Origin of the sequence: Phormidium tenue FACHB-1052, from assembly GCF_014696675.1 — a bacterium.
GTDB classification, from domain to species: Bacteria; Cyanobacteriota; Cyanobacteriia; order Phormidesmidales; family Phormidesmidaceae; genus Nodosilinea; species Nodosilinea tenuis_A.
Map to the genome: position 1 here is coordinate 87,633 of NZ_JACJQN010000003.1, position 24,730 is coordinate 112,362.

Sequence of the window (24,730 nt, forward strand, 5' to 3'; positions counted from 1 at the left end):
GGGGCCAGCAGTTATGGATCTCTTCCTTACCATCGAACCCCTTCTAGAGGATCCGTCTCTGCTGCTAGAAGACCCCGCCATTGAAGAGCATCTGCGGCAGTTTTGCCTGGTGCTGTCGGTGTCGTTGGGGGTGGCCACCCTGTCGCGGGTGTTTAGCGTGCTGCGCAACATTCCCTACACCCTGCTGCTGCTGCTCGTCGGCCTCGGTCTAGCGGTGCTGGATGTGCGGCTGATCAACCTGTCGCCCCAGCTAATTCTGTTTATCTTTTTGCCGCCGCTGCTGTTTGAGGCCGCCTGGAACCTCAACTGGAAGAGTCTGAAGCAGTTCGCGGTGCCTGTGGTGCTCTATGCGATCGTCGGCGTGGTGATCTGCGTCGCCAGCCTGGTGTGGGGTTTGCAGACCTTCGCTGGAGCCTCCCTCGCTACTGCCCTGCTGGTAGGAGCAAGTTTGTCAGCGACAGATCCTGTATCGGTAGTCGCCCTGTTTCGCGAACTGGGGGTCGATAAAAAACTCACCACCGTGATGGAGGGCGAAAGCCTGTTTAACGACGGCGTGGCGGTAGTGGCCTTTAACCTGCTGCTGGGCATTGCCCTGGGCCTAGAACAGTTCGATGTGTCGGTGACGATCGCGCGCTTTTTAGTATTTGCCGGGGTGGGCATCAGCATCGGCGGGCTGATTGGCTTTGGCCTCTCGTTTCTCACCCAGCGGTTCGACATTCCCCTGGTCGAGCAATCCCTCACCCTGGTATCGGCCTACGGTACATACCTGGTGGCGGAGGAGTTGGGCGGCTCTGGCGTAATTGCAGTCGTGACCACAGGGTTGATTCTCGGCAACTTTGGCTCGCGCATTGGCATGAACCCCCGCACTCGCCTGGTGGTGTCGGAGTTTTGGGAGTTTTTGTCGTTTTTTATTAACTCGATTGTGTTTTTGCTGATTGGCGACCAGGCCAATTTTGCCGAGCTGGTGAATGAGCTGGATAAGATTGCGATCGCCATCGTCTTGATGATCATGGCCCGCGCCATCAGCATCTACGGCCTGGGCTACATCAGCAACGTCGTCACCGGCCCCGAGATGGATCTGCCACTCAAGGGGCAGACTGTGCTCTGGTGGGGCGGCCTGCGCGGGTCGGTCTCGGTGGCTTTGGCTCTGAGCGTGCCCGCCGTGCTGGGCGATCGCCAAGAAATCATCTCCATTGTTTTCGGCGTCATGCTCTTTACCCTGCTGGTGCAGGGACTCACCACCAAACCCCTGTTGGAATATCTGGGCCTGCTGGGCGATCAGCCCCTGCGGGTGGAATATAGCCAAATGACTGCCCACCGCGTTGCCCTTACCCGCGTTATGCAGCGCCTAGACGAGATGCAGGCCAACGAAGAGTTTGACCCCGAGTTTGTCGGCTACCAGATGGCCCTAGTGCAGGGAGAGTTGAATGAAGTTAAGCAGAAACTGGCCACCCTAGAGCAGCAAAACGACAGCATCCGCGAATACGCCTCAAATCAGATGCGGGAAGAACTGCTGGCGATCGAGTCTGACACCTACGCCGAGTTCATTCGTGCCGGGCAGCTTAAAAACACCCTGACACCACTGATGGAAGAGGTGCTGCCCGATCGCTTGGGGGAAGTCCACTAGGGAGAGTTTTGAATATTTAGTTTTGAATTTTGAATTAAAACTTAAACCTCAAAACGTTTACTTCACCCCACGCTATCTAAATTCTGGTGCCGAATCTGCTCCTGTAGCGCTTCGTTCTCTAAGCTCAGGGCAGCGACCCGCTGCTTGAGGCCGTCGCGTTCGGCGGCGATCTCTTGGCAGCGGTACTTGAGGCTGGTTTGCTGGTGAAACTGCTGGCCGAGCTGGCTGCTCAGCTCGGCAATTTTTTGCCGCTGGGCTTCAACAATAGCTTTGAGGGCAATGGGGTCGTCATCTAGCTCCTGAGCGGCAGTCGGCAGGGCGAGAGGAGCGCTAGACGACTCGACCGGCTCTCCCATGGTCTGACTACCACCGTTGACGTAGGCCTGCATGCGGGCCAGGGTGACCTGATGGCGGGTGAGGGTGTTGTCGAGATGCTGAACGTGCTGCTGGGCCGCCTGGAGCTGGCTGCTGAGGCTGACAGTGAGCGATCGCGCGATCATGACCTCAGAGTTCAAATCGAGATCTTGGGCGGTGACGCGGCCCATCGCCAAACTCTGGTAGTAGTTTTTCAGCCGCACCAGGTAGTCTTGCACCTCGGCCTGGCCCTGGTGAATGCGCGATCGCAGCCGCTCTAGCTCTAGCTGCTGGTCAACCACCAGCCCCTTAACACCCACCAATAGCTGCTCAAAGACCTGAGCTTGCCACTCATCTTTGGCATCTAGCTGCTGCTTGAGGTTGACAATAATCTTTTGCTGAACGTTGGAATATTCCTCAGTTTGGGAGAGGTGGGCCTGGAGCATCTGGTGATTTTCCACCTGCTCCTGCATGTCTTCTATAGTTTCTCTGGCCTGGTCAAGGGCCTGCTGCAACAGACAGACCCGTTGAACCAGCTTGAAGTCCAGCGAACTTTCCTGGAACATGGGCGAGACCGATGAAAAGGAACTCGGGGCGACGTGACAACCTGGAGGAAACGACCGGGGGTACAGAGCGTGTGCTTGAGGTAGCAGTAACCCTACCAGACTTAACCGCAGGGCGACTGTGGGAGGAACTACCGAGGGGCGATCTTACATTGAAACTTTACATGGCAGACGCAGCTCAATCGACAGGGGCCATTGCCCTAATTTAATCTACTTAAAATCCTGGAATTAGCCACCATAGACTTAGCCCCAGCAGCCCAGTGCAGGCGTGCTGAATCCACCGCTGGGGGCCAGATTGGCGACAAATTTTGACCGTCAGCCAAACCGACAGCGCTATGCCCAACAGCAGTGTTACACCCTGAAGAAAGGCTACCACTGCGGGGTGGGCAACCCAGACCGGCAGATTTATCCCTGAGGCCCCAAAGGTGGCTAAAGACACGGGCAAAATGCGCCCACCCTCCCCTAGCCCTAGACGCAGGTAGTGGGCCAAATTGGCCGCCCACACCAGGGGCAAATAGCCATAGGCCAGCCGCACTGCCGGACGCCGGGGCAGCCCTTGGGTTTTGCGCCAGAGCCAGTGCGCGCCTTCGACCGTGAGCGGCAGTAGGGCGGGCAGCGCCAGCACCCCAAAGGCCACTAGACTGTGACCAATGACAGTATCAATCGGTAGCTGAATGCCCAGGCGCGCCTCTAGCTCGGGCAGGCGGTGCAGGTACACCGCCCCCAGCAGTAGAAACATCAGCGCCACCTCAGAGGCGCGGGGCCGGTGCGTCGTCCACAGCTCAATGCCGGGGGGGCGTAGGTTCAGCTCGACGGAGCGGTGGGGGCAGGCTTTAAGGCAGGTCATGCAGAGTACGCAGTCGCGATTGTCTTCGAGCTGGGCCGGGTGAGAATACAGGGGGCAGCCGTTAGTTTCTTGACCTTCCCCTTTTTGGGGGCCGCCCTTGTAGCACTGGTAGGTGGTGCACTCCGCCGAGCAGGTGCCCTGTTGCGCCCGCAGCTCGGTCATCGAGAGTTTGGCAAACATACCGTTCATGCCACCAATAGGGCACAGATAGCGACACCAAAACCGCCGCTCAAACAGGGCCGAGAAGATCATCGCTCCGGCGGTAATCAGCAGCAGCAGGCAGGCGGAGAGGTAGGCGGCATCTTCTAAGTGCCATACCTCTTCCCACACTAAAATTAGGGTGAATAGGCCAAAGAGAAACCAGCCACCCCAATGCTCTGCCGCCTCGCGTGGCCAGCGTTTGAGCCTGCCGGGGAACAGCTTTTGCGAGATCCACTGGGTAACTTCGCCATAGATCATAAAGGGGCACACGGCGCACCACAGCCGCCCCACAAAGGGGAAGCTCAATAGCACCAGGGGCCACCACCAGGCCCAAAACACGGTGAGTGCTACATTCTCATGGCGCTGCTGGGGGCCAAACCAGAGCACGGCGATGACGACGGCGAACAGGGTGAGGGTAACGCCGTAGTTGATGCGATCGGGCCACCAGGGGCTGCGCAAAAACCGCCGCAGGTTGGGGTAGCGGTTGAGCAGGTTGAGCCGTAGCTGTTTCTTTTTGCTCTGGGCGGGCCAGATGATCTCTTCGGTGATCAGGCCGCCGCCGGAGAGCTGGGCTGCCGCTCGCTCGACCAAATTCTCTAGCTCGCGCAGATTGTCAGGAAAGTCGTAGGACTGCAAGCGGCGGACGGCCTCTGGGGTGAGCATCAGTCGCCCAGTGCTGCGACGACGACTGATCAGTGAGAGATAGTAGTTGACCCAGTCTTCAATATCGGCCTTACGCACCCGCAGGGGAGGCACTTTGATGATTTCACCCACGCGATCGTCTAGGGCGGGCACGGCTTGCTCAGCCAGCAAAATAATTCGAGCTTCGGCGGTGACGGTTGGGGCAGTTTCGCCGTCGCGGCTGACGGGGCGATACTGGCCAGTCTCTAGCAGCTCGGCGATCGCCTCAGCCAGATCAGCCCCCAGTTCTCGGGGGTTGTTGAGCACCAGGGTGCCTGCGCCCAAAGCCGCCAGTAGCCCCATGCGCCCCCCGGCTCGACCAAACAGGTCGGCACCACTGGCCTGGAGCTGGCCGCAGTTGACTTTGATAATTGGTAGCCGCCGCTGCTCAGAGCCAAAGTGAATTAGTGCCGCCAGGTTGTCTTTCTCTAGGCCTGGTTCGCCAAAGATGAGCACTGATTTGCGATCGCCCGCAGCTTCCCGCAGCTGCGCCCGCAGCCGGGTGGCGTAGCGGCTGCGGCCAATTACTCCCCGCCGGGCCTTGGCCACCAGGTAGGGGCGCAGAATGGCCTGGCGCTCTTGCTCTAGCTCGGCCTCAGACGACAGCCGCTTAACTACGTCTACTAGCTGCCGGGTAAAGGTTTGCAAAATGTCGGGGTACTGCTGCACCAGGGATTGAAATGGGTCGCGATCGATAAACCAGAGGGTGCTGTCGCAGAGGGTTTGAATGGTTTGTTCAACCGGCTGGTCGAGCAGCAGAGGTTCTAGGTTTAACACCGCGCCGGGCAAGAAGCTGGCACCGCCGAGGGTGGCCTCGGTGCCAAGCTTGCCCTCCCAAAGAATGTAGAGACCCTGGGGAGGTTGATCGGCTTCAACGACGGTTTCCCCAGCGGCCAGGGTCATGGTCTGAATGGCTTGAGCTAAGGGCTCTAGAGTAGGCTCGGGCAGCACGCTGAGGGGGGTGCGCTCCTGTAAAAAGATCACCCGGTCGGATACAGTCATGGCAGTTCACCCACGCTCTACACGGTGTAGCCCCATGATGATGGCAAATGACCTCTGGGTGCCTCTGGCATTACTCAGCTTAATCATTGCGGCGGCGATCGCCTTTAGCCGTGCGAAGTAGGGTAAGCGCCATGGGGAAGGAGAGAGTTAACTCTCGAAGAGGGATCGTGCTAGCTGCGATTGGCGAATGATTGATAACAGCGTTCATGTCTTGAGCTGCTTGTGGTCAGGTACAGGAACAGTGATGGTTGTTTCTTCAGTACGTTTTTGCATGACAACATGGCTGTCTTTTGGACGCACCTGAGCGAAGCCTTGCTGTTCTAGAATTTTGCAGACCTCTTTGCCAGACAAGGTTCTGAGCTTACCCAATGCTGACCTCCAGCCGAGTAATAAAGACCTCAGACTTGAGACGCAACGCGATTTCAGACGGGTCGGCAACCTCAAAAAATAGCTCGATCGCCTCAATCAAATTGGTTCTAGCCTCTTCAACAGTGTCACCCTGACTAGCGATGTCTAGCTCTGGACACAAGGATACATAGGCGTCGTCTTCCCGTTCAATCAGTGCTGTAAATTGCTGAATCTGTTTCATGTTCCATGGCCTCTGGCAATGTAGGACTAGGCAAGTTTGCCCTCAACCCAGTTCTTAAGCTAGAGCAAATCGATAGATCAATCGTAGGTGGTGCCGAGGCCGACTGCCTTAGATTTGATCGCCTACCCCGGCACCCTACTCCATCACGTTCCACATGGCGGGGGTTGACGCACTAAATTTTCACGAGTGCCATGGCAGGGAAATCTTTCCTCTGGCCAAAAATTTCGCCCTGGGATGAACCATGGAATTTACATACGTTATGAATTGCGGCATCCCAAGAACGGGAACGGCTTAGCATGAGTATCCTGGCGGCGATCGCCGCCAGCTTTTCAACACCCGTCTGCCGTAGAAAAACTTGAGATTCCCTTAACTAAACTTTGGGCCAGCCGTTCAATGTTGCACAACCACGGGTGTCCCTAGATCGGCCCAGTTGTACAACCACTGGGCATGGTCAACCGCCACATTCACGCAGCCATGGCTTACGGGCGTACCAAAATTGTGGTGCCAGTAAGCCCCATGAATCGCGTAGCCCCGGTAAAAATACATCGTCCACGGTACATTGGGCACGTCATAATCTGCGCCCCGCATTCTAGTCGTTCGATGCATCGACTGAATTTCAAACACTCCCGTCACCGTTGGCGTTGAGCGTTTCCCCGTTGAGACAATGACTGCATAGACCGGGGTACCCCCCTCCCAAGCGGTCAATCGCTGGCTTGACAGATCGATTTGGAACCAGCGCTCATTGGACTGGCGAAAACTTGCCACCCGTAAGGCTATTTCTTCGTTTGTGAGGGCCATGGCAGGCTCTACACCGGGGGCCAAAAATAGCCCTGCACCGCTGACTATTAAACTCAAAAAAGCACCTGCTCCGAAGCGTTTGAGCCAATGCTGCTGAGAGGCTAACATCACTCCACCTCAACTGTTTAGATGATCATGGCTTCAACCCCTCCAGCCTAAAACCCTGAAGATGGTAATGATTCGTTAGATTGCCCCACGCCCCGGGGATGCGCGTAATTTGACGAAACTCTAGATTTTCTCGGTCAAAAACTCCACCAGCCGAGTTACCTTCGCCGACAGGTGGCGATTCACCGGATACAGCGCATAGATATTGATTGCCGGGGGCGGATAATCGGCCAGGATGGGTCGCAGACGCCCTGCCTTCACATCCTTTGCCACGATGAAATTGGGCAGCATCACAATGCCTAAACCCTCCAGAGCGGCGGCTCGCAGCACTTCGCCGTTGTTGCAGCACAGCGGCCCGTTGATGGTGACCGTGTGGGGTTCATCGCCCACCAGAGTCCAGCTATTGTCTTGGGCACGGTGACCATAGTGCAGACAGTCGTGCTGCTTGAGATCGTCGGGGTGGGTCGCAGTGCCGTGCCGTTGCAAATAGCCGGGGGCCGCGCACACCACCAGCGGGCAGGGGGCCAGCTTATGGGCGATGAGCCCAGGGCCGGGCGGCTGAGCGGCAATGCGAATGGTGATATCGAAACCTTCTTCAATCGGGTCGATGCGGCGATCGTTGAGCACCAGCTCGACGTAGAGGTCGGGGTACTGGGCCATAAATTCCACCACTAGGGGGGCCAGGTGCAGGGTGCCAAAGGTCATGGGGGCATTGACGCGCAGGCTGCCGCGCGGCTCTTGGTGCAGGCGGGTGAGGGCCAGGTCGGCTTCTTCGAGGTCGGCGAAGATGGCGAGGCAGCGATCGTAGTAGGCCCGCCCGGCATCGGTGGGGGAGACTTTGCGGGTGGTGCGCTGCAAGAGCTGGGTTTGCAGGTGTTCTTCGAGGTTGAGCACTAGTTTGTTGACCTGCGATCGCGACAGATCCATCTGGCGAGCGGCAGCGGCGAAACCACCGGCTTCGACGACCTGGGTGAAGGCGCGCATGCTTTCGAGCTTGTCCATGGTTGGGAGATGAGAGGGGTGGGGTGTTGAGGGAGATGGGGGCGGTGAGGGGGTGGGGGTTGAGAGATTTCTTAGAACAGGGCGATCGCTCTATCGCCTCCTAAAAAGAGACAATGTGTTTATAAAACTGAGTATTGTCTATTAATTGGATTCAGTATATCTTTAATTCATTCGGATGTTTCCAATCCATTGACGCTACTAGGAGGTGTCTCTAATGATTACGGTTCGTCCTGCTAATGAACGCGGTGCCGCCAACTTTGGCTGGCTCGATTCTCACCACACCTTCTCGTTTGGCAACTACTACGACCCTCGCCACATGGGCTTTGCCAGCCTGCGGGTGATCAACGAAGACAAGGTGACGCCGAGCCAGGGCTTTGGCACCCACGGCCACCGCGACATGGAAATCATCACCTACGTGCTGGATGGCGCGCTGGAGCACAAAGACAGTCTCGGCACTGGCTCCGTCATTCGCCCTGGGGATGTGCAGCGGATGTCGGCGGGCACAGGCATTCGCCACAGCGAGTTCAACGCCTCAGACACCAACCCGGTGCATTTCTTGCAAATTTGGATTTTGCCGGAAACGGAGGGCATTGACCCTGGCTACGAGCAGATTTCCCTTGCGCCCGAAGCAAAGCAGGGGCAACTGCGCTTGGTCGGCTCCCGCGATGGCCGCGAAGGCTCCGTCACCATCCACCAAGATGTCAGCCTCTACGCCACCGCGTTGGGTGATGGCGATGCAGTAGCGCATACCCTCGCTCCGGGCCGAGTGGCCTGGGTGCAGGTGGCCCGTGGAGCGGTCAGCCTCAATGGCCACGCCCTCACCGCTGGGGATGGCGCTGCCGTCAGCGACCTCGACACCCTGAGTTTGACCGGGGCTGCCGATGGGGCCGAGGTGCTGCTGTTTGATATGGCTGCCTAACAAGCTTGCGGCGGCAAGGGAAATTTCCCCTACCGCCGCCGGATGCCCGCGACAAGACGTGTTCTTAAAGAGAGGAAAGAATGATGGCTGAACCTGTAATTGCCGACACTAAGCCCGTGGTGATGGAGCTGGAAGCGGGCGACTACTACTGGTGCACCTGCGGCCAGTCAACCAACCAGCCCTTCTGCAATGGTGCCCACAAGGGTACCGACTTTACGCCAATGAAATTTACCCTGGAAGAGAAAAAGCAGGTGGCGCTGTGCGCCTGCAAGCACACCCAAAATGCGCCCTTCTGCGACGGTAGCCATACCAAGCTATAGGTGAGCGCTGTCGGCTGACGCTGGTACGTCGAGGTTGAAGTGCGATCGCTCCTTGAGGACATTTCATCAACACCCCGAGGATGACAGCCCTAGCCGCCACACAAAACCCACCGCCAACCTTCTACGGCCTGAACAATTTGGCCATAGTTAACGTTGGGCGATGGGTTAGTAGTTTTGCCGCAGACGGCCTCGGGTGCGACCACTGAGGCGCTCAGACACCAGGTTGCGGTCTTTGTCGCTGAGGCCGCTAATGCGCTGCTGAGCCTGGTTGAGCTGGTGGTTGTCCGACAGACGGTTGATCAGGTCAGCTTCGTAGGATCGCTGACGGGGGCTAAGGCGAGACTTTCCCATGGGGTGCGCTGCAAGAAATCAATAAACGGGATTGACCCTAGTCTAATTTCAAACTAGGCACCTGGGGAGTCAAATGGCCTTTAGCAAGGAAATGTTACTGGGGGGTAGCCAACCACTTTGCAGAGCAGTGGCAGGGTAGCCGCCCAAAAGGGTGCGATCGGTCTTTGACCCTCGCGCTAGATGCCGCTCTCAAGCGCCTCAGTCAGTTTGTCGAGATAGATCATCATGAGGTTGCTCTGGTCGCTGGGCAGGCTGGTGCGCACTTCTTCTTTGAGTAGACGATAGGCCACCACACAGGCCGACTGGCGATGGAAGGCGCGAATAATATTCTGCATCCACACCAGATACTCTTCCATAAACCCGTCTTCGTCGTGGAGCAAAACGCCTTTGGCCACATACTCCAGGGTGTAGGTCATGTCGCGCTGGCACTGCTGAGCATGCTCTTGAACCACCTGGCGATGGGGGGTCTGCATGAGCCGCCGCAGGGTGTTGAGCACTAGGTCTTTGCTGTGCTCTCTGATGTGGTTGTAGAGATTGACCCGAGATTGAAAAGCCTCCATCATTTGCTCGAAGGGGCGTAGCTCAACATCACTCAGGTAGCGACCGTCGGCTTCACGGACAGAGGCGAGTAGTGCATTGTTCATAGCGAGTAAAGGCGCGATCGCGCGGCCTGGATGGGTTCTCTCCCAAGATGCCCAGGAAAAATGGTGTGATGCGTGATACCTCAATAATTCTTCGCACTGAGGTCGACAGCCCTCGCCGCAAACTTCAGCCTCAATTGAGTTCCCAAGCGCGAAAACTCCTGGGCCAGTGCAGCGCCCTAGCCCAGGTCTTCTGCCGTAGCCCTAGCTTTCTGTGGATATAACGGTTTTGAATTACCAAAGATGCTTACTGCTGGTAGCCATTGGTTGACTGTGGAGAACAAAAAGGCTCCTGTCTCTGGGAATTTTTTGCTCTCCACAGACCTGCGGGTTGAGGAGACACTCCAGCGGCGTTGTCAACGTTGGTTCCCCCACGCTTGCGTATTGCTGCCGCGAAGGGGCTAGCTCACGTTTAGGTGGTTCGGTCGTAGATCTGACGGCCAGCACTGAGTTCAGGAGCAATTTCGTCACGGTTGTCTATGAAGGTGTATTGCTCATTGAAGCTACCCTCAGGGCGTTCCCCGACGATAAAGTGCCGTATGGGCATGTCTGGCGCATTTAACACAACTCGGTCTGAAACCCGTTCGGCTTCTGCGAGGGCATTGGGATCTACTTCTTCTAAGAGAGAAACAACCCAGAGTTCATTGTCAACAACGTGTACTCCTTGGATGGCCAGGTTGTATCCCCCGGAGGGCACTTCGACCTCTGGGGTAATGGTGCGCTCGACTCGCTCCGCACCAGGCACATCTACATCGATGTAGGGAACTTCGATGGTTTGTTCTTCCTGAACTACAACGACCCTAGGAACAGTCACCGTTCGCTCTGTGACTCCGATATTCACATCCGGGCCTTGGATGTCGTACTCAGGCAGGCTACCGGGTTCTACCTGAACATCTACATCGGGCAAGCTGCCGGTTTCTTCTTGTTGAATTCGACAGGCCGTTAGCGGCATTGCAACGAGCAGGATAGAAAGGGAAACGAGATATTTGGGACGAGATATGCGTAATTTCATCGCGTGGCCTACTTTAATACAACAGTGGCCCTCTCAACCCGCTCCGAAGCAATGCTTACAGCTATCTTGCAACACCAAAAACTACAGACCGCAAAGGCAACTCTAGAAAAGGCATAAATAAGTACTGAGAGTACTGAAATCTCAATACTCATTCCGGCTCGCCTGGGAGGGCGCATCACTTCTATATTTTGCGCAAACGTCTTTGAATTGATATCCCTCATTACGTGGGTAGTGGTAAAAAATGCCCTAACTCAAAAGATAGAGATTCTCAGGAAAATTTATTAGACTATAGCCCTATCCCCTGGGGAGCAGCTCGCATGGTTTGCAACAGCCTTCGGTGTTGATCGGTGGCTTGGACGTGGGCCGACGATGCTGGTGCGATGGCGGCGTTTTAGGAGAGTGAGGCGCTGGGTTGAGCGATCGCCTACGTCTGTCCCTTGGGGCGGGCAAGAGCACCGGGGGCTACAGGCGCGATCGCCAATCCGCCGCCATACCCTATATGACGAGGCAAAGGCTACTCTAGCCTTTCATCAAACCATGCCCGACCAGCTAACTGTGCTTCGCCACGCAGAACTTCTGCCCCTAACCGAGAGCTGTGTAGAGGCTCAGTTTAAAGCCTTGTCAGGCCCGATTTCATTGAGGCAAGTCGCCACACCTTAGTTTAATAAGGCTGTGGATTGGGTCTATTCTGATAAAGATGCCGAATTTGCCCAGCCGTAGCCATGCACAACTTTTTACCCGTCGCCTACTTCGAAGGCCAGTTTTGCGATTTTAGCGACGCCAAGATTTCCATTGCCACCCACGCCCTGCACTACGGCACCGGGGCCTTTGGCGGGCTGCGTGGCATTCCTGACCCGGCGGGGAGTGGGCGTATTTTGCTCTTTCGCCTCGATCGCCACTGCCAGCGCCTCAGCACCAGCGCTCGATTGCTCAACTATGACTTGCCCGCCGACAAAATTCGGGCGGTGATTGAAGATTTCGTTCGCAAAAACAGCCCTGACAAGTCGTTCTACATTCGGCCCTTTGTCTACACCTCAGACCTAGGCATTTCGCCCCGGCTGCACAACGTCGAGAAGAGCTTTTTTGTCTATGGCCTAGAGCTGGGCGACTACCTCTCGCCCGAGGGCGTCACCTGCCGGATTAGCTCGTGGTACCGGCAAGAAGACCGCAGCCTGCCCCTGCGCGGCAAGATTAGCGGGGCCTACATCACCTCGTCGCTAGCTAAAACCGAAGCCGTTGAATCGGGCTTTGACGAATCGATTCTAATGAATTCCCAGGGCAAAGTCAGCGAAGCCTCGGGCATGAACGTGTTTATCGTGCGCCACGGCAAGCTGATCACCCCTGGCTATGAGCAAGATATTCTTGAAGGCATTACCCGCGACAGCATTCTCACCGTGGCCCGCAATTTGGGCATTGAGGTGGTCGAGCGCCCGGTCGATAAGTCAGAGCTGCTGATCGCCGATGAGGTGTTTCTCAGCGGTACAGCCGCCAAAATCACCCCGGTTCGCAAGGTGGAGTCGTACAACCTGCCCACAAGCCGCCCCGTCACCGATCGCCTGCGGGAAAAACTCACCGCCATCACCGAAGGGCGCGACGACGACTATAAAGACTGGGTATTTGCGATCGACTTGGGGTAGTCTCCTCGCCAGACGACTCCCTTAAAGCTTGGCGAAACGCCACGCAGTCATGGGCTAGCCGCTTGCTTAAATAAATATCCTGAGTTTTAGCGCCAGCCTTGGAGGTGGGGGCGCAGCGCCTAGAGCAGTTGCCTAAACAGCAGTGCCATGTGGCCCTTGATTTTTTCGGGAGTCGGGCGGTTTAGCCACTCGGCATAGGTGAGGCAGAGACTTCTTTCCAGGGCATCGGTAAAAAACTGCTCGACCTGGCGGGCTAACTCAGGATAAGCTCCCGAAATATTTAGCTCGTCATTGTGGAAATAGCTGCGGGGGTCAAAGTTGGCGCTGCCGGTGCTGACCCAACCGTCATCTACCAGCACAAACTTGGCGTGCATCATGCTGGGCTGATACTCGCAAATTTTGACCCCGGCCTTGAGCAGGGGGCCATACAGGCCGCGACTGGCCAGGTGAACCATTTTTTTGTCGGTGGCGGCCCCCATGGTGAGGATGCGAACATCAACCCCTTTTTGGCGGGCGCGGATCAGGGCTTGGGTAGTGTCGTCGTCGGGCACCAGGTAGGGGCTGCCAATCCACAGCCGCTCCTTGGCCGCTAGAATGTGGAGCTGCATCAGCAGCCGCATGGAAGATTCGTTGAGGCTAGAGGTGTTGTCGGTAATGTAAAGCGGCGTAGACCCCTGCTTTTGTACCGAATGCAGACCTTGTTTGAGGTCGATGCACCCTCCAGCACAGGACCAGTTTTGCAGAAATTTGCCCTGGAGCAGGCTGACCACTTCGCCTTCGTAGGCCACTTCAAAGTCAAGCCAGGGGCCATCATCGTGATCAAAGGCGACCCCATCCCAAAAGTCAGATACGCCAGCTCCGCCGATAAACACTCGGCGACCGTCGATGATCAGCAGTTTGCGGTGCGATCGCGAGTTGTATTCCAGCGGCGCACGCCAGTCGAGGGGCCGAAAGAACTGGATTTCGACCCCGACATTTCTCAGCCGCTGCCAGTATTTTTCGGGCATGGCCTTGGTGCCCTGGTGGTCGAGCAGGAGTTGCACCGTCACCCCGGCCATGGCGCGATCGGCAACCACCTCGGCAAAGGCATCGGTTCGGCGACCCGGCGTCATAAAGTAGGTTTCATACTGAATCAGGTGCTCGGCACCAGCCATGGCGGTGTCGCGAGCGGCATAGACATCATCGATCTCACTCCAGAAACCAACCAGGTGCCCAGTAGTATCTGCGGAGTTGGCCAGCCCTTCTAGACAAAGGGCAAAACAGGGATCATCTAAGCTGGGTACGTTATTGATCGTGCAGGTAGAGACCTGGCGAAAGCTACCCCTGAGATACCCATAGAGCACCAGCACCAGCACCAGCAGCACCAGCCCTATCGCTAGCCACCACAGCCACACAGGCGGAGGCTCTCCATCAGAGTCTGAGTCTTCGGACGAGGTAGGCATCGCAATTGTTACCGTGACGACACTAAGCCCCCAGCATAGTCACTTAGCTGCATCTAGCATCTCTATCTAGAGGAACAGCCCTAGGGCCGTAGACACTTCAGCGACAATTGATTAAGCTGCCGACTGCGATGGCAGCACCCGACTCAGCACCACATAAATTGCCAGGGCCGAGACGATGCCGTTGATGGGCACAATGCCCCAGCCCGCCAGTCCGGTGAAGTAGGCGATCGCCGAAGCCCCCAGGTAGGCGATCACCCCTGCCCAGTTAAACGCGGGCTGAGAAGTTTCTAGCGAAGGAAACTGCCCCCGACGATAAATCCAGTAGTCGGCCATGATAATGCCCCCAATGGGTGGAATAAAGGTGCCAAGCAAAATTAGATACTGCACCAGCCCTTCGTAAATGCCGCCCCAGGCCATAAACAGCGCAATGGTCGCGCCTCCCAGCACAAACAGAGTGCGGCGACTAGAGCGAAACATATTTGACCCGGCGATGGAGAAGGCGTAGATGGTGTTGTCCTGGGTCGTCCACATATTCAAAAAGAACAGAATCAGCCCGCCGACCACTAGACCCTGCTGGGCCATCACCTTGACAATGTCGGGCTCGCCATAGACCTTGGCGCAAAATGCCCCCGAAAAAATTAAAAAGCCGTTGCCCAAAAAGAAGGCGATCAGGGTGGCGATAAAGCCCATTTTGCCGTTTTTGGCAAACCGGCTCCAGTTGGTGGCCTGGGTGCCGCCTGAGACAAAGGTGCCCACGATAATCGTAATGGCTGCGCCCAGGGGCAGGGGGTCGGCGATCGCCGCCTGCTGCAAACCCGCAAAGCCGCCCACATCCCGCGAGGCCACCGTCAAGCTTATCAGCATGAGCAGCACCATGGCGGGTACCGCCACCCGACTCAGCCAGTCCATCGCCTGATAGCCAAAGTAGGCCGTCGAGCAAAAGGCGTAGGTGAAAAATAGAATAATTAGCCAGTTCCAAGACTCGGGCACCCCGGCCAGGGTATTGAGCAGCTGCGCCATCAGCGCCGAGCCCCAGGCATACCAGCCAATCTGCGTAAAGCCCAGAATAAAATCGACCCAGCGCGAGCCCACATTGCCAAAGCTAAACCGCGCCATCAGCACCGTCGAGAGCCCGGTCTGACCCGCGATGTAGCTCAGCAACGCCGCATATAGCCCCAAAATCAGGTTGCCAATGACAATCAGCGCTACCAGGTTTGGCCAAAACTGAAACGACGGACCGATTAACCCACCGGCAAACAGCGTGCCCGAGTACAGGGTAAACCCTGCCAAAAGCGGGGCCAGGGAAATCAGCGATCGCCGCGATATCTCTGGCACGGGGCTCAACGGATAGTCTTCAGCCGCTGAGCCCTGGGACACAAAAGGTTCGGTAGTAGTAGACATGGGTTCAAAGAACGCTTTGGCCGCATTGTAAAGATAGGCCAAAGCGCAAACAGTGTTTCAAAAAACATTTAGGCAGTCGCTATTTTTGACTGTTTGCTAGGTAAGCAAAGTTCGCAGAGATTTAGAGTCCCTTGTCTTCGTTCAGGTCAATTCCTAAAATCTTGAGATCTAACCCAGCATCGTCTAGGAGGCTGGCGGCAAACTCCCTTGGGTGTCGCTCTGACCTGCCAGGCGGTTTTTCATTGCCGCTAGCTCACTATCCACTGTGGTTGAGCCGCCTTCAAGGGCCGCAAACTGACGTTCTAGGGGGTCGCCGCTGAGTTCTTCAAGGGCTTCAGATTTGGCTTCTAACTCCATGACTCGCTCCTCCATACGCTCAAAGGCGGCGATCGAGCCATTGGTGCCCGTCTGCCCGAGCATGTCTTGAATGCGCTGAGAAGCCTCGGCGGAGCGGGCGCGAGCGATATACAAGTCTTTTTTAGTGCGGGCGTCAGAAATTTTGGCCTCTAACCGCCGCATATTGTCCTTGAGGCCGTTAACCACATCGCGCTGCTGGTCGAGCTGGGCATCCATCGCCTGGGCCGATTGCAGGTAGGTTTGGCGGCGGGTAAGAGCCTGGCGAGCCAGGTCTTCTTCGCCCTTTGCAATGGCGAGTTCAGCGCGGTTGTACCACTCCTGGGCGGTTGATTTGGCCTGGGCACTCTGGCGCTCGGTGCGCTTTTGGGTGGCGATCGCCTGGGCCACCGCCTGACGCAGCTGAATCAGATTGGCCTGCATATCGGCCATCGCCTGCTCTAGCACTTTTTCGGGCTCTTCGGCCTGGTTGACGGCGCTACTTAGATTAGCCCGCAGAACTCGCCATACCCGATCAAACAACCCCATCGAGCCTCTCCCACAACGGTGATTTGCTTCAGCATAACAGGCGAGTAGAGGGGTGGTGAGATAGGGAAGATGGGGAGATAAGGAAGGTGAGGGGGTTGAGGAAGGTTAGAACAACAGGCTGTGGAGACTTCAAACATCCCCAAATCCTAAAGATCTGCAATCCGCCTATTTTCCCATCTCCCTCATCTCCCCTATCTCCCTCACCTACTCCCCACCCTAGGGCGAAATCACCTGGGCCGGAATCCCCTGACCCTGGAGCTGATCCGCCAGGTTTTGGGCCGATGACGGCTGAGAAAACGCACCCATCTGAATGCGGGTGCCACTGGAGAAATTGCGGACATAAGCATCACCCACCGCACTGCGGGCTGACTCTAGCGACTGGGTGCCGTTGTAGTCAGTCACCACGTAGTAGCTAGGCGCTGCCGCCTGGGGCGGAGCTTGGGTAATGGGGGCTGGCGGTGCTACAGCAGCAGGAGCCAGCGGGGCCGGAGGCGCTGCTGGGGCTCGATTTGCGGCCAGCGGTTGAGGCGGTCGGGCCGGGGCTGCCGGGGGTGCTACCCGAACAGGAGACGCAGCCGGGGTAGGGGCTGATCGCGCCGGAGCTGCGGTCGAGGCAGGCCTAGGGCTAACAGCCGCTCTAGGAGCGGTCACAATTTCGGCACGCAGCACTCCACCGCTGCCCCCCGTCGGAGTGAGCACGCCGGGGCGAGGGCCTGTGGTTCTGGGCTCACCAGGGCGCTGGCCGTTGGTCGGCAAGGGCTGCCCCCCGACCATTGCGGGTGCAGTGGTCGGGGGTAAAGCTGCGGATGCGGCAGGCGATTTGGGTGAATCGGCGGAGGGTAGGGTGCTGATGTTGTTCAGATCGAGGGAGGCGAACTCTTTTTCTGACAGATCGGGACCGAGGGGCTTGAAGCCTGACTCGGTCTGACTACCTAAGCTATCTAGAGCTACAGAGTCAGCATTCTCTGCTGGACTGGGGTCGCCCTTAAATCGGCGGGTAATGGCATTATCGGTCAGGTGCTGGATGGCCTCAGGTGACGTGACTAGGTAGCCAAAGCCAGCGCTGGTTACCAGCAGTAGCAGCAGAGCGCCGACCCCCAAGGGAGTGGTTAACTGGCGTCTTAGAGAGGGCGTATAGTCTGGCTCGCGATCGCGGGGGGCAGCGGTGGGCCAGCTGCCCAACAGCGCCTCAGTGCTTTCTAAATAGTCTTCTGGGGACGGGCGATAGGTGGTTAGGGTGCCGCCGTGGCTCATGCGCACCTGGTGGACGGAGGCCTGTGGTGGGTAGGTCTGCGCGTTGGGTGCTGGCGACTGCCCAAAAATTTCTTGCAGACGGGCATTGGGGGGCGGGGGTGGAGCCGCCGCTGCCGCTGGCGCTGCTGCCGCTGTGGATTTAACCGTGATGAGATCGATGGGCTTACGGGGAGGAGTCCGTAGCTGTAGGCGAGCTGGGGTAGGGGTAGCCTGACCCGATCGCGCTTGTCGGTAGCGGTGCAGCTCGTCATCCAGGTTGAGGTTGAGACTTTCTACCGCCCGCTGCAGGCGAAGGTTTGACTCGCTGGCGGGGGCAAAAGTCTCGGGTCTGGTGAATAGACCAGAGGGCAATTGCGTCATGGTTCTCATCTCCCTGGATGTAGCACTGATTAATACTACTGATTTCTCAAAAGTTGGCAACTAAAAATCGAGAAAAGCAAACTACAAGATTTTCTGGCGTTGCTGAATTGAGGAATGAATCTGCAAAAGCAACGGTTGATGCATCGGCCCCCCAATTTTGGGGGACTTTGAGGTTGTCTGGTTCCCCCCAGAATTGGGGGGTTAGGGGGGCAAATCATACTGCTGATCAGCAACGCCGATTTTCTATGTTCAAAGGGATAGCTCGATCTAGGAGCCATTTAGCGTCTGGCAGGCTGGGAGTCAGGCGTTGGGTTCGGGCTTTCTAAAGGTAACAACTGGGTGCAGGGTGCAGAGAGTTTTCTATGGGCGGAATTGCGGGATCGCTGGGGGCTGGCGCATACTGCGTTGGGCTACTTTGGGTCAGTCTTTGGGTGCGTCATCTGGGGCTGAACCTCTGGGTTGGGGTAGCTGTGGCTGGGGGCGGGGCGATCGCAGCAGCAGGTTTGGCGGCGGTCATACTTCCGGGTCGCTGGCGGCGTGGGCCGACGGCGGCTCTGTGGTTGGGAGCGGGGGCGATCGCCCTGCTGGCGACTCTTAACTACGGCCTGCGCTACCCAGTTCCTGGCCCGCTCGATATCAGTTCCCTGCTGAGCCAGGGCGAGGCGGCTGGAGCGCAGCAGATCGTCTGGGGCGAGGTGCAAACGTTGCCGCGCCTAAGCCGCAGTGGTCGAGGGCAGTTTTGGTTAACCACCAATCAAGTGCGCCGGTTAGATACCGAAAATAATCCCCTGGGTATCCCCAGTTTGGTTCGAGGCAAGCTCTACGTCACCGTGCCGGTGGAGCAAAGTGAGAGCCTGTTTCCGGGGCAGCGGGTGCAGGTGCAGGGCAAGCTCTACGAACCAACCCTGCCTAAAAACCCCAACGGGTTTAACTTTCGGCAGTATTTAGCTAGCCAGCGCTGTTTTGCCGGGTTGGCGGGCAATAAAGTCATACCTGAGAAAGGCCAATCGCCGCCGCTTTTAGCACTGTGGAAACTGCGACAGCGCATCGCCCGCGCCCAAGCAGAGCGGCTGGGCAGCCCAGTCGGGCCGTTGGTTAGCGCTATGGCCCTGGGTCGCCAGGCGGTGAATATACCCTATGCCACTCAAGATATGTTTATGCAAGCTGGTATGGCCCATACCCTGGCGGCCAGCGGATTTCAGGTGTCGCTGATCCTGGGAGTGGTGCTAGCGATCATGGGCCAGCGGGCGATCGCATCCCGCCTGCCCTACCCGGTGACAACTAAGGTGATCGCCGGGGCAATCGCGCTGGGGGTGTTTGTGCTGCTGACTGGCGTACAGCCCAGCGTCATGCGGGCGGCGGTGATGGGAGCGGCGGTGTTGGCGGGCATTGCCCTAGAGCGCAGCATCAAACCCCTGGGCTGTCTGCTGCTGGCGGTCACCCTGCTGCTGCTGGTCAACCCGACGTGGATCGATGACATTGGCTTTCGCCTTAGCGTCATGGCCACCCTGGGGCTGATGGTGGCGGTGACGCCGATTACCGAAAAGCTGGAGTGGCTGCCGACCACGCTGGCGGCAGTGGCGGCGGTGCCCCTGGCCGCCTACCTGTGGACGATTCCCCTGGCGCTCTTTTACTTCAACACCCTCACCACCTACAGCATTCTGCTCAATATCGTAGCCACCCCCCTAGTCATGGTGATCAGCCTGGGCGGCATGGCCAGCGGACTAGCAGCGGCGGTGTGGCCCTGGCTGGGTAGCCTACTAGCCTGGCCGCTGTGGCTGCCCACCCAGATTCTCATTGCTTTGGTGCGGTGGGAAGTGAGCTTACCTGGCAGTGCCCTGGCAACGGGCCACATTTCTTTAATACAAATGGTTGGGCTCTACGGGCTTTTCTGGATTTGGGGATGGGGCGCGGTGCGGCGGCGAGGGCTGGTTGCCCTGCTGATTGTGGTGGTGGCCCTGGGGCCGCTGCTCTACCGAGGGGCAACGCTAGCTCAGGTGACGGTGCTAGCAGCGGGCAACGATGCGGTGATGGTAGTGCAGGACGGGCGATCGCCCTTAGTCATCAACAGCGGCACCGACGACACCGCCTTCTATACTGTGGTGCCCTTTTTGCGGCAGGCGGGCATCAACCAGCTCACCAGCGCTATTCACGGCGACGACAGCGATCGCGACAACTGGCGCACCATTGCTGAGAAAACTCCCATTGGCAATTTCTACGGAGCCAGTTCCGCTCTGGCGGCAGCCCCGGCAGTCAAACAGTTTCACCCCCTGACCGCAGGCCAGGTGCAGTCCGTGAACCGCCAGCGGGTGCAATATTTACAAGATGGGGCGCGGGGGCTGCGGTTAGACCTGTTGAATCGGCAGAACTGGCTGCTGTTGCCCGAACTATCCCCTGAGCAGCAAATGCCCTGGGTAGCGGCGCACCCTGGCCTGCAAAGCGAGGTGCTGTGGTGGCATGGGGAGGCGCTGGCGGAGGAGGTAATCGCGGCGATCGGGCCAAAGGTGGCGATCGCGTCAGCTCCCACCATTGACCCCGCTACGGAAGAAAACCTCAAGCGGCGGGGGATTGAGGTTTTCTGCACCGAGCGCGACGGGGCCGTTACCTGGAGCCCCCGCCAGGGTTACCAAGCTTACCTGGCAGCCCGACAGCATCCCGCAGCGGCACTTGAATAGAGGTTTACCAGGCTCTGTCTCAAGCTATCGATCGCACCTACTGCACCAGCAAATTGAGCTGATAGTTGATGCGGCCAGTGCCGCCGGTCTGCTGCTGTACGACTGTATTGGGGCCGTTAAAGGCGATCGCCACGGAAGCTGAGGCGGGCGAATAGCTGCCCACGATGGTGACGCGGGTAATCGACTCGCTCAGGTAGGGGCTGACATCAACAAATTCTGAATTGGTGCCCAGGGGCACTCGGGTGTGGCCATCGATTTCGATATAGCCCTGGAGCGATGCGCCCCCCGGCACGCTGACCGAGAGCAGATGGGGTTCGTCTAGATTGGCGCGATCGAGGCTAATCGTATTGGTTTGGCGTTGGTATGAATCCATAACATCCTTAGCGCTGGCCCGAGACAAGATGGCGCTGAGAGCCTGATAGGAGACCCCAAACGACTGATTACCATTGGCTGAGGAAGGCCCCACCGCCGCAGTAACCGCCACCAAAATCAACAGAGCAACCCCAAGGGCTGACGGATGTTTCATCACAATGACATCTCCAGGAAAAGGGGAAAGCCGTACCAGGACTAGCCATAGCAGCGGTTGCTCGGCCAGGGTAGCACGGCCAGAAACGAGCGATATAGCCTCTAGAAATTGGTGCCCATACCCTCTGACCAAGTCAGGCTAGATAGACACCGTCTCGGGCTAGCAGGTTCCCTCCCCCAGACTCTACTACCGCCGCAGGCGATCGGCAGGGTTATACACATCCACCTGGACATTGACGGGCACAGCCACCGTTGGCCCGGAGGCAGCGGCGGCACCCGTCCGCTCAGAGCCGCGCAGCTGGTGGCGGCTTTGGCGAGTCTGACGCACGTCGCCCGTGCCCCCCACCTGAATTTGGCGGTTGGTACTGACGCTGGTGTTGCCCACGCAGTTGTCTTCGGCGTCAATGGCGACATCGTTGACCTGCTCAGCGGGTCTGCTGCCGCCGTGGATGGCCGCCTGGATTGACACATCGGCAACGACACACTGGGCCGAGGCCCCTGGGGCAAACGACCCTAGGGCCCCAGCACAGAGGAGCCCCAGGAAGTACTGAGGTTTAATCATAGTTACGGCACGATATAGAGGGTTTGAACGGGGCCGGGGCTACTGGCACACCCGCGTGGTGCTGCGGTTTTCGCTGTAGACCACGTTGCCTCCCGGTGTAGACCGAGTGACGCGGGAATTGTGCGATCGCGCAGTGCAGCCCGGCGCAAAGTTAGCCCGAGGCAGCGGCGCTGAGTCGGACTGGGGGGCGATCGCCGCTGGACGCGGCAGATTTAGCGGGCCGTCATTGTCAGCCAAGGTGCGAATGTAGACCTGGCCGTTGTTGCCCACCTGAAGCTGCACCCGGCCGGTATTAATCGACACCGAGCTAGCCAGGGCGGCGGGGGTGAGGGTAGCAAGGGCGATCGCCCCCACCAATCCCACCTTGAGCGTTGAAATCATCATGGTCGTCTCCTTGCAATAGCAGGAAAAATACGGTGGGGCCACCGCCCCCAGATGAGACTCTGGGAGCGGTGGCCCATTAAGGGCTAGTTCCGAACGTCGATACGGGCACCGCCACGGCCATGACCGCGACCGTGACCACGGTTGTCAGGACGGCTTTCGCGGATAACGTTGACCTGGTTGCTCTCCTGGTAAGCGGCGTTGTCGTCACCCACCACGGTGCCGGTCTGGTAGATGTCTTGCACAATGCCCGTGCTTTCTACCCGGCGGCCAGCGGGGCCACGGGTCTCAACGCGGTTGACCTGCTGGCTGCGCTGCACCGTGGCGTTGCCATCCCCTTGGATATAGATATCTTGGGTGCCTTGCTGTACTACGGCGGTATCAGCGCTGGCGGGCATGGCCACAAAACCCAGAGCAGCAAAACCCAGTAGACCCAGAGTAGAGATGTGCTTCAACATTGAAACGTCCTCAAAGATTAAGTGTGCAAATGAGTGAACTCGTGAATTCAACTATTAAGGAGTCAATCTTAAGAGCAGCTTTCTGTGCTTCTTAAACAGCATCCTTTTTCATCGATTCACACCTCCTATGACCCGTGGAATTACGCAAAGGTTCCGGAAAATAAAAAATAAAGTTTTGTGATTTTGTGGACAACAAAAATCCCCAAAGGCGCAAAAACCTTTGGGGATTAAAGTCAACCCCAGGAGAGAATTCAAGTTTTTAAATCGCCATTTTTCTAAGTCTTCTAGACTTAGAAAAATGGCAATAGTCTATGGCTAAAAATTCTAGCTTTCTCCGCTTTTCCGTTGTGAACTGGTTGCGCCAGCAGCAAAAAGCGATCGCAAACCGAGTCTCTCAATTACGGGGAATAGATCGAGGGCAGTTTAGAGACCCCTGACTTAGCAGCCCATAACTGACGCGGTTCTTCCCTTTAGTCAGCAGGGGGCAGGGAGATCTGCTTGACGCCTTGACAACTCTGGGAACTGCCAAGGCGGGCTAAGTGGCTAGCTACCCAGCCGTTTAATCATCGCGATCGCGGTCATGTCCCCGCTGCTGACCCCGGCCATTGCCCCGCCCTGGTTCGGCGCGGCCCGATGTCCGTTGCTGATTAATTTGATTGGTTTCTTGGTAGACGCTATTGCCATTGCCATCAACAGTGGCGCTCTGGGAACTGTCTTGCACAGTGCCCTGTACCGTGCCCCGGCGATCGTTATTACCCAAACCTCGCCCCAGGCCAGGATGGCTGATATTGACTTGATTAATAACTTGAATCACTTGGTTATTGCTGCCATCAATAGTTGCAGACTGTGTGCCAGTTTGCTGAGTGTCAGTGTTGGCAAAAACAGGTAGCGCCAGCGTGCTAATGGCCGCTGCTCCTAATAGACTAAACGCCCCATGTCGCTGTTTCATTGTGGTGTAATCCATAGGCAAACGAGTCACATTAATAGACCCCTACTGACGGCCCTAAGGTTCCAAATACTACGTAAAGCTTGAGTGAAGCTAATTATTTCTACTGTGAAATTACTGAATTATTGAAAATGCTGTTGTGCGTATATTCCGCTTTTATGCACGCTGTTGTAGAGACACAAGCTACTGTGCCCCCCCAACAGGCAAATATCTAAACAGGATTTGGGATTAGAGGTTAGCTATGAGTTTCAGCGAAACCGCTTCGCCAGGTGAGCCATCGGCTGAAATAAACTAGCGGGTATGGCCAAAGCAATTAGCGACGAGAGCTGAAAATTGCCGTGCGTAACGCAGTTCAGCAGGGCACAGCGATGACAACGAATTTCTTCCGTCTGATTGCTCCACTTACTGCCCAGCAGCAGCAGTTCGTGAGCCCGATATTCCAATCCATTCTGGCGATAGACCTCAAAATGCTTTTGAGCTACGCGATACCACGACATGGGGTTGACTTTGCGGCTGTTGCTGCCTAAGTATTTACGCCAGATGTAAATTACGGCTGGGGTACCGTAGTAGCCGCAGGGCAGCGCCATCGCCCGCACCCAAAACTCCAGATCGTGCAGATCTTCGGTACCGAGTTCGGGGTCGCTGTGGCCTACCGCCTCCCACAGCGACTTGCGCAGCGGGGCGGTGCCAATCAGCGTCCAGTTCGTACTTAGCGAAAACCGTCTGGCCCGCAGCAGCGAGTTGAGAGAAATCGGCGCGGCTCTGACTGTGTGGGTGTCACCAGGGTGGCGCTGGCACAGATAGCTGCCGTAGATAAACCCGGCATCGGGATGAGCGATAAACGCTTGCTGAATGTGGCTTAAGGCGTCGGTAGGCAGCAGGTCATCGGCATCGAGGGGCACCAAAATTTCTCCCTGGGCGGCGGCGAACCCGGCGTTGCGGGCTACCGAGGGGCCACCATTGATGGCCTGCCACACCAGGGTAATGTCGGGCTCAGCCTCAAGCTGGTGGCAGATTTGGTTGGTGCGATCGCACGGCGAAGCGTCGTTGACAATCACAATCTCTAGGGGCGGCTGGGTCTGCTGCCGCACGCTGGCTACCGCCTCTAGCAACAGGTCGCCCTCGCGGTAGCAGGTGATGACAACGCTTAGGGGAAGGGACATAGTTCACAACTAGAAGCACAATGCGTTATGGA

Annotated in this window: 26 protein-coding genes; 7 read left to right on the forward strand and 19 right to left on the reverse strand. The window is 57.4% G+C overall.

Annotated elements, in window-relative coordinates; translation table 11 throughout:
* Positions 1–13 precede the first annotated feature (13 nt).
* Positions 14–1,627 (forward strand): cation:proton antiporter, encoded by a 1,614-nt coding sequence (locus tag H6G07_RS06410; RefSeq protein ID WP_073607562.1) that lies wholly within the window; start codon positions 14–16, stop codon positions 1,625–1,627.
* 62 nt (positions 1,628–1,689) lie between these two features.
* On the opposite strand, the gene H6G07_RS06415 is transcribed toward H6G07_RS06410, so the two are convergent.
* Positions 1,690–2,547: a coiled-coil domain-containing protein gene (locus H6G07_RS06415; protein ID WP_073607563.1), complete on the reverse strand. Its 858-nt coding sequence runs from the start codon at positions 2,545–2,547 to the stop codon at positions 1,690–1,692.
* A 211-nt stretch (positions 2,548–2,758) separates the two neighbouring features.
* Positions 2,759–5,275, reverse strand: coding sequence for an AAA-type ATPase lid domain-containing protein (locus tag H6G07_RS06420; protein ID WP_073607565.1), 2,517 nt, complete (start codon positions 5,273–5,275; stop codon positions 2,759–2,761).
* Between H6G07_RS06420 and H6G07_RS26625 the strand changes: the two genes are divergently transcribed.
* Positions 5,274–5,396: a hypothetical protein gene (locus H6G07_RS26625; RefSeq protein ID WP_255524844.1), complete on the forward strand. Its 123-nt coding sequence runs from the start codon at positions 5,274–5,276 to the stop codon at positions 5,394–5,396. The two genes, H6G07_RS06420 and H6G07_RS26625, sit on opposite strands and share 2 nt — an antisense overlap.
* Before the next feature lie 83 nt (positions 5,397–5,479).
* On the opposite strand, the gene H6G07_RS06425 is transcribed toward H6G07_RS26625, so the two are convergent.
* From H6G07_RS06425 to H6G07_RS06440, 4 genes are all read right to left on the reverse strand, one after another.
* On the reverse strand, positions 5,480–5,644 hold the full coding sequence (locus tag H6G07_RS06425; RefSeq protein ID WP_073607566.1) for a type II toxin-antitoxin system HicA family toxin: 165 nt from the start codon (positions 5,642–5,644) through the stop codon (positions 5,480–5,482).
* Entirely contained in the window at positions 5,637–5,864 is a 228-nt protein-coding gene (locus H6G07_RS06430; protein WP_073607567.1) for a type II toxin-antitoxin system HicB family antitoxin, read from the reverse strand. Before H6G07_RS06430 ends, H6G07_RS06425 begins: the two co-directional genes overlap by 8 nt.
* A gap of 390 nt (positions 5,865–6,254) precedes the next feature.
* On the reverse strand, positions 6,255–6,662 hold the full coding sequence (locus H6G07_RS06435) for a L,D-transpeptidase (protein ID WP_242026653.1): 408 nt from the start codon (positions 6,660–6,662) through the stop codon (positions 6,255–6,257).
* A gap of 228 nt (positions 6,663–6,890) precedes the next feature.
* Complete coding sequence (locus H6G07_RS06440; RefSeq protein WP_073607569.1) at positions 6,891–7,769, reverse strand: LysR family transcriptional regulator; 879 nt, start codon at positions 7,767–7,769, stop codon at positions 6,891–6,893.
* A gap of 214 nt (positions 7,770–7,983) precedes the next feature.
* Here H6G07_RS06440 and H6G07_RS06445 point away from each other — a divergent pair, with 214 nt between their 5' ends.
* Together H6G07_RS06445 and H6G07_RS06450 are read left to right on the forward strand one after the other, a co-directional pair.
* Positions 7,984–8,688 carry a pirin family protein gene (locus H6G07_RS06445; RefSeq protein ID WP_073607570.1) on the forward strand — a complete coding sequence of 235 codons (705 nt, stop codon included), beginning with the start codon at positions 7,984–7,986 and terminating at the stop codon, positions 8,686–8,688.
* A gap of 83 nt (positions 8,689–8,771) precedes the next feature.
* Positions 8,772–9,008 carry a CDGSH iron-sulfur domain-containing protein gene (locus H6G07_RS06450; RefSeq protein WP_073607747.1) on the forward strand — a complete coding sequence of 79 codons (237 nt, stop codon included), beginning with the start codon at positions 8,772–8,774 and terminating at the stop codon, positions 9,006–9,008.
* 165 nt (positions 9,009–9,173) lie between these two features.
* Here the strand turns inward: H6G07_RS06450 and H6G07_RS06455 are convergent, their stop codons facing one another.
* From H6G07_RS06455 to H6G07_RS06465, 3 genes are all read right to left on the reverse strand, one after another.
* Positions 9,174–9,359 carry a hypothetical protein gene (locus H6G07_RS06455; RefSeq protein WP_073607571.1) on the reverse strand — a complete coding sequence of 62 codons (186 nt, stop codon included), beginning with the start codon at positions 9,357–9,359 and terminating at the stop codon, positions 9,174–9,176.
* A 176-nt stretch (positions 9,360–9,535) separates the two neighbouring features.
* Positions 9,536–10,003 carry a bilin-binding protein gene (locus H6G07_RS06460; protein WP_073607572.1) on the reverse strand — a complete coding sequence of 156 codons (468 nt, stop codon included), beginning with the start codon at positions 10,001–10,003 and terminating at the stop codon, positions 9,536–9,538.
* A gap of 409 nt (positions 10,004–10,412) precedes the next feature.
* Positions 10,413–10,952: a hypothetical protein gene (locus H6G07_RS06465; RefSeq protein ID WP_199311949.1), complete on the reverse strand. Its 540-nt coding sequence runs from the start codon at positions 10,950–10,952 to the stop codon at positions 10,413–10,415.
* A gap of 459 nt (positions 10,953–11,411) precedes the next feature.
* Here H6G07_RS06465 and H6G07_RS06470 point away from each other — a divergent pair, with 459 nt between their 5' ends.
* Positions 11,412–11,672 carry a hypothetical protein gene (locus tag H6G07_RS06470; RefSeq protein ID WP_139296955.1) on the forward strand — a complete coding sequence of 87 codons (261 nt, stop codon included), beginning with the start codon at positions 11,412–11,414 and terminating at the stop codon, positions 11,670–11,672.
* A gap of 62 nt (positions 11,673–11,734) precedes the next feature.
* Positions 11,735–12,649: a branched-chain amino acid transaminase gene (locus H6G07_RS06475; protein WP_073607574.1), complete on the forward strand. Its 915-nt coding sequence runs from the start codon at positions 11,735–11,737 to the stop codon at positions 12,647–12,649.
* A gap of 119 nt (positions 12,650–12,768) precedes the next feature.
* Here H6G07_RS06475 and H6G07_RS06480 read toward each other — a convergent pair whose 3' ends face one another.
* From H6G07_RS06480 to H6G07_RS06495, 4 genes are all read right to left on the reverse strand, one after another.
* Positions 12,769–14,091, reverse strand: a complete 1,323-nt coding sequence (locus H6G07_RS06480) for a phospholipase D-like domain-containing protein (protein ID WP_073607575.1) — start codon at positions 14,089–14,091, stop codon at positions 12,769–12,771.
* 111 nt (positions 14,092–14,202) lie between these two features.
* Positions 14,203–15,492 (reverse strand): cytosine permease, encoded by a 1,290-nt coding sequence (gene codB, locus H6G07_RS06485; RefSeq protein WP_073607748.1) that lies wholly within the window; start codon positions 15,490–15,492, stop codon positions 14,203–14,205.
* Positions 15,493–15,675: 183 nt separating this feature from the next.
* Entirely contained in the window at positions 15,676–16,374 is a 699-nt protein-coding gene (locus tag H6G07_RS06490; RefSeq protein WP_073607576.1) for a PspA/IM30 family protein, read from the reverse strand.
* A 216-nt stretch (positions 16,375–16,590) separates the two neighbouring features.
* A complete protein-coding gene (locus H6G07_RS06495; protein ID WP_073607577.1) occupies positions 16,591–17,988 on the reverse strand; it encodes an SPOR domain-containing protein in 1,398 nt (465 codons plus the stop codon).
* A gap of 362 nt (positions 17,989–18,350) precedes the next feature.
* Between H6G07_RS06495 and H6G07_RS06500 the strand changes: the two genes are divergently transcribed.
* Positions 18,351–20,663, forward strand: coding sequence for a ComEC/Rec2 family competence protein (locus H6G07_RS06500; RefSeq protein WP_073607578.1), 2,313 nt, complete (start codon positions 18,351–18,353; stop codon positions 20,661–20,663).
* A gap of 37 nt (positions 20,664–20,700) precedes the next feature.
* On the opposite strand, the gene H6G07_RS06505 is transcribed toward H6G07_RS06500, so the two are convergent.
* The 6 genes from H6G07_RS06505 to H6G07_RS06530 all read right to left on the reverse strand — a co-directional run bounded on the left by H6G07_RS06505 (position 20,701) and on the right by H6G07_RS06530 (position 24,698).
* Positions 20,701–21,189 (reverse strand): hypothetical protein, encoded by a 489-nt coding sequence (locus H6G07_RS06505; protein WP_073607579.1) that lies wholly within the window; start codon positions 21,187–21,189, stop codon positions 20,701–20,703.
* A 186-nt stretch (positions 21,190–21,375) separates the two neighbouring features.
* Positions 21,376–21,750, reverse strand: coding sequence for a hypothetical protein (locus H6G07_RS06510; RefSeq protein WP_073607580.1), 375 nt, complete (start codon positions 21,748–21,750; stop codon positions 21,376–21,378).
* A gap of 39 nt (positions 21,751–21,789) precedes the next feature.
* Positions 21,790–22,134 (reverse strand): hypothetical protein, encoded by a 345-nt coding sequence (locus H6G07_RS06515; protein WP_073607581.1) that lies wholly within the window; start codon positions 22,132–22,134, stop codon positions 21,790–21,792.
* Positions 22,135–22,217: 83 nt separating this feature from the next.
* Positions 22,218–22,589 carry a hypothetical protein gene (locus H6G07_RS06520; protein ID WP_073607582.1) on the reverse strand — a complete coding sequence of 124 codons (372 nt, stop codon included), beginning with the start codon at positions 22,587–22,589 and terminating at the stop codon, positions 22,218–22,220.
* A 559-nt stretch (positions 22,590–23,148) separates the two neighbouring features.
* On the reverse strand, positions 23,149–23,538 hold the full coding sequence (locus H6G07_RS06525; RefSeq protein ID WP_073607583.1) for a hypothetical protein: 390 nt from the start codon (positions 23,536–23,538) through the stop codon (positions 23,149–23,151).
* Positions 23,539–23,783: 245 nt separating this feature from the next.
* On the reverse strand, positions 23,784–24,698 hold the full coding sequence (locus H6G07_RS06530; RefSeq protein ID WP_073607584.1) for a glycosyltransferase family 2 protein: 915 nt from the start codon (positions 24,696–24,698) through the stop codon (positions 23,784–23,786).
* Between the last annotated feature and the right edge of the window lie 32 nt (positions 24,699–24,730).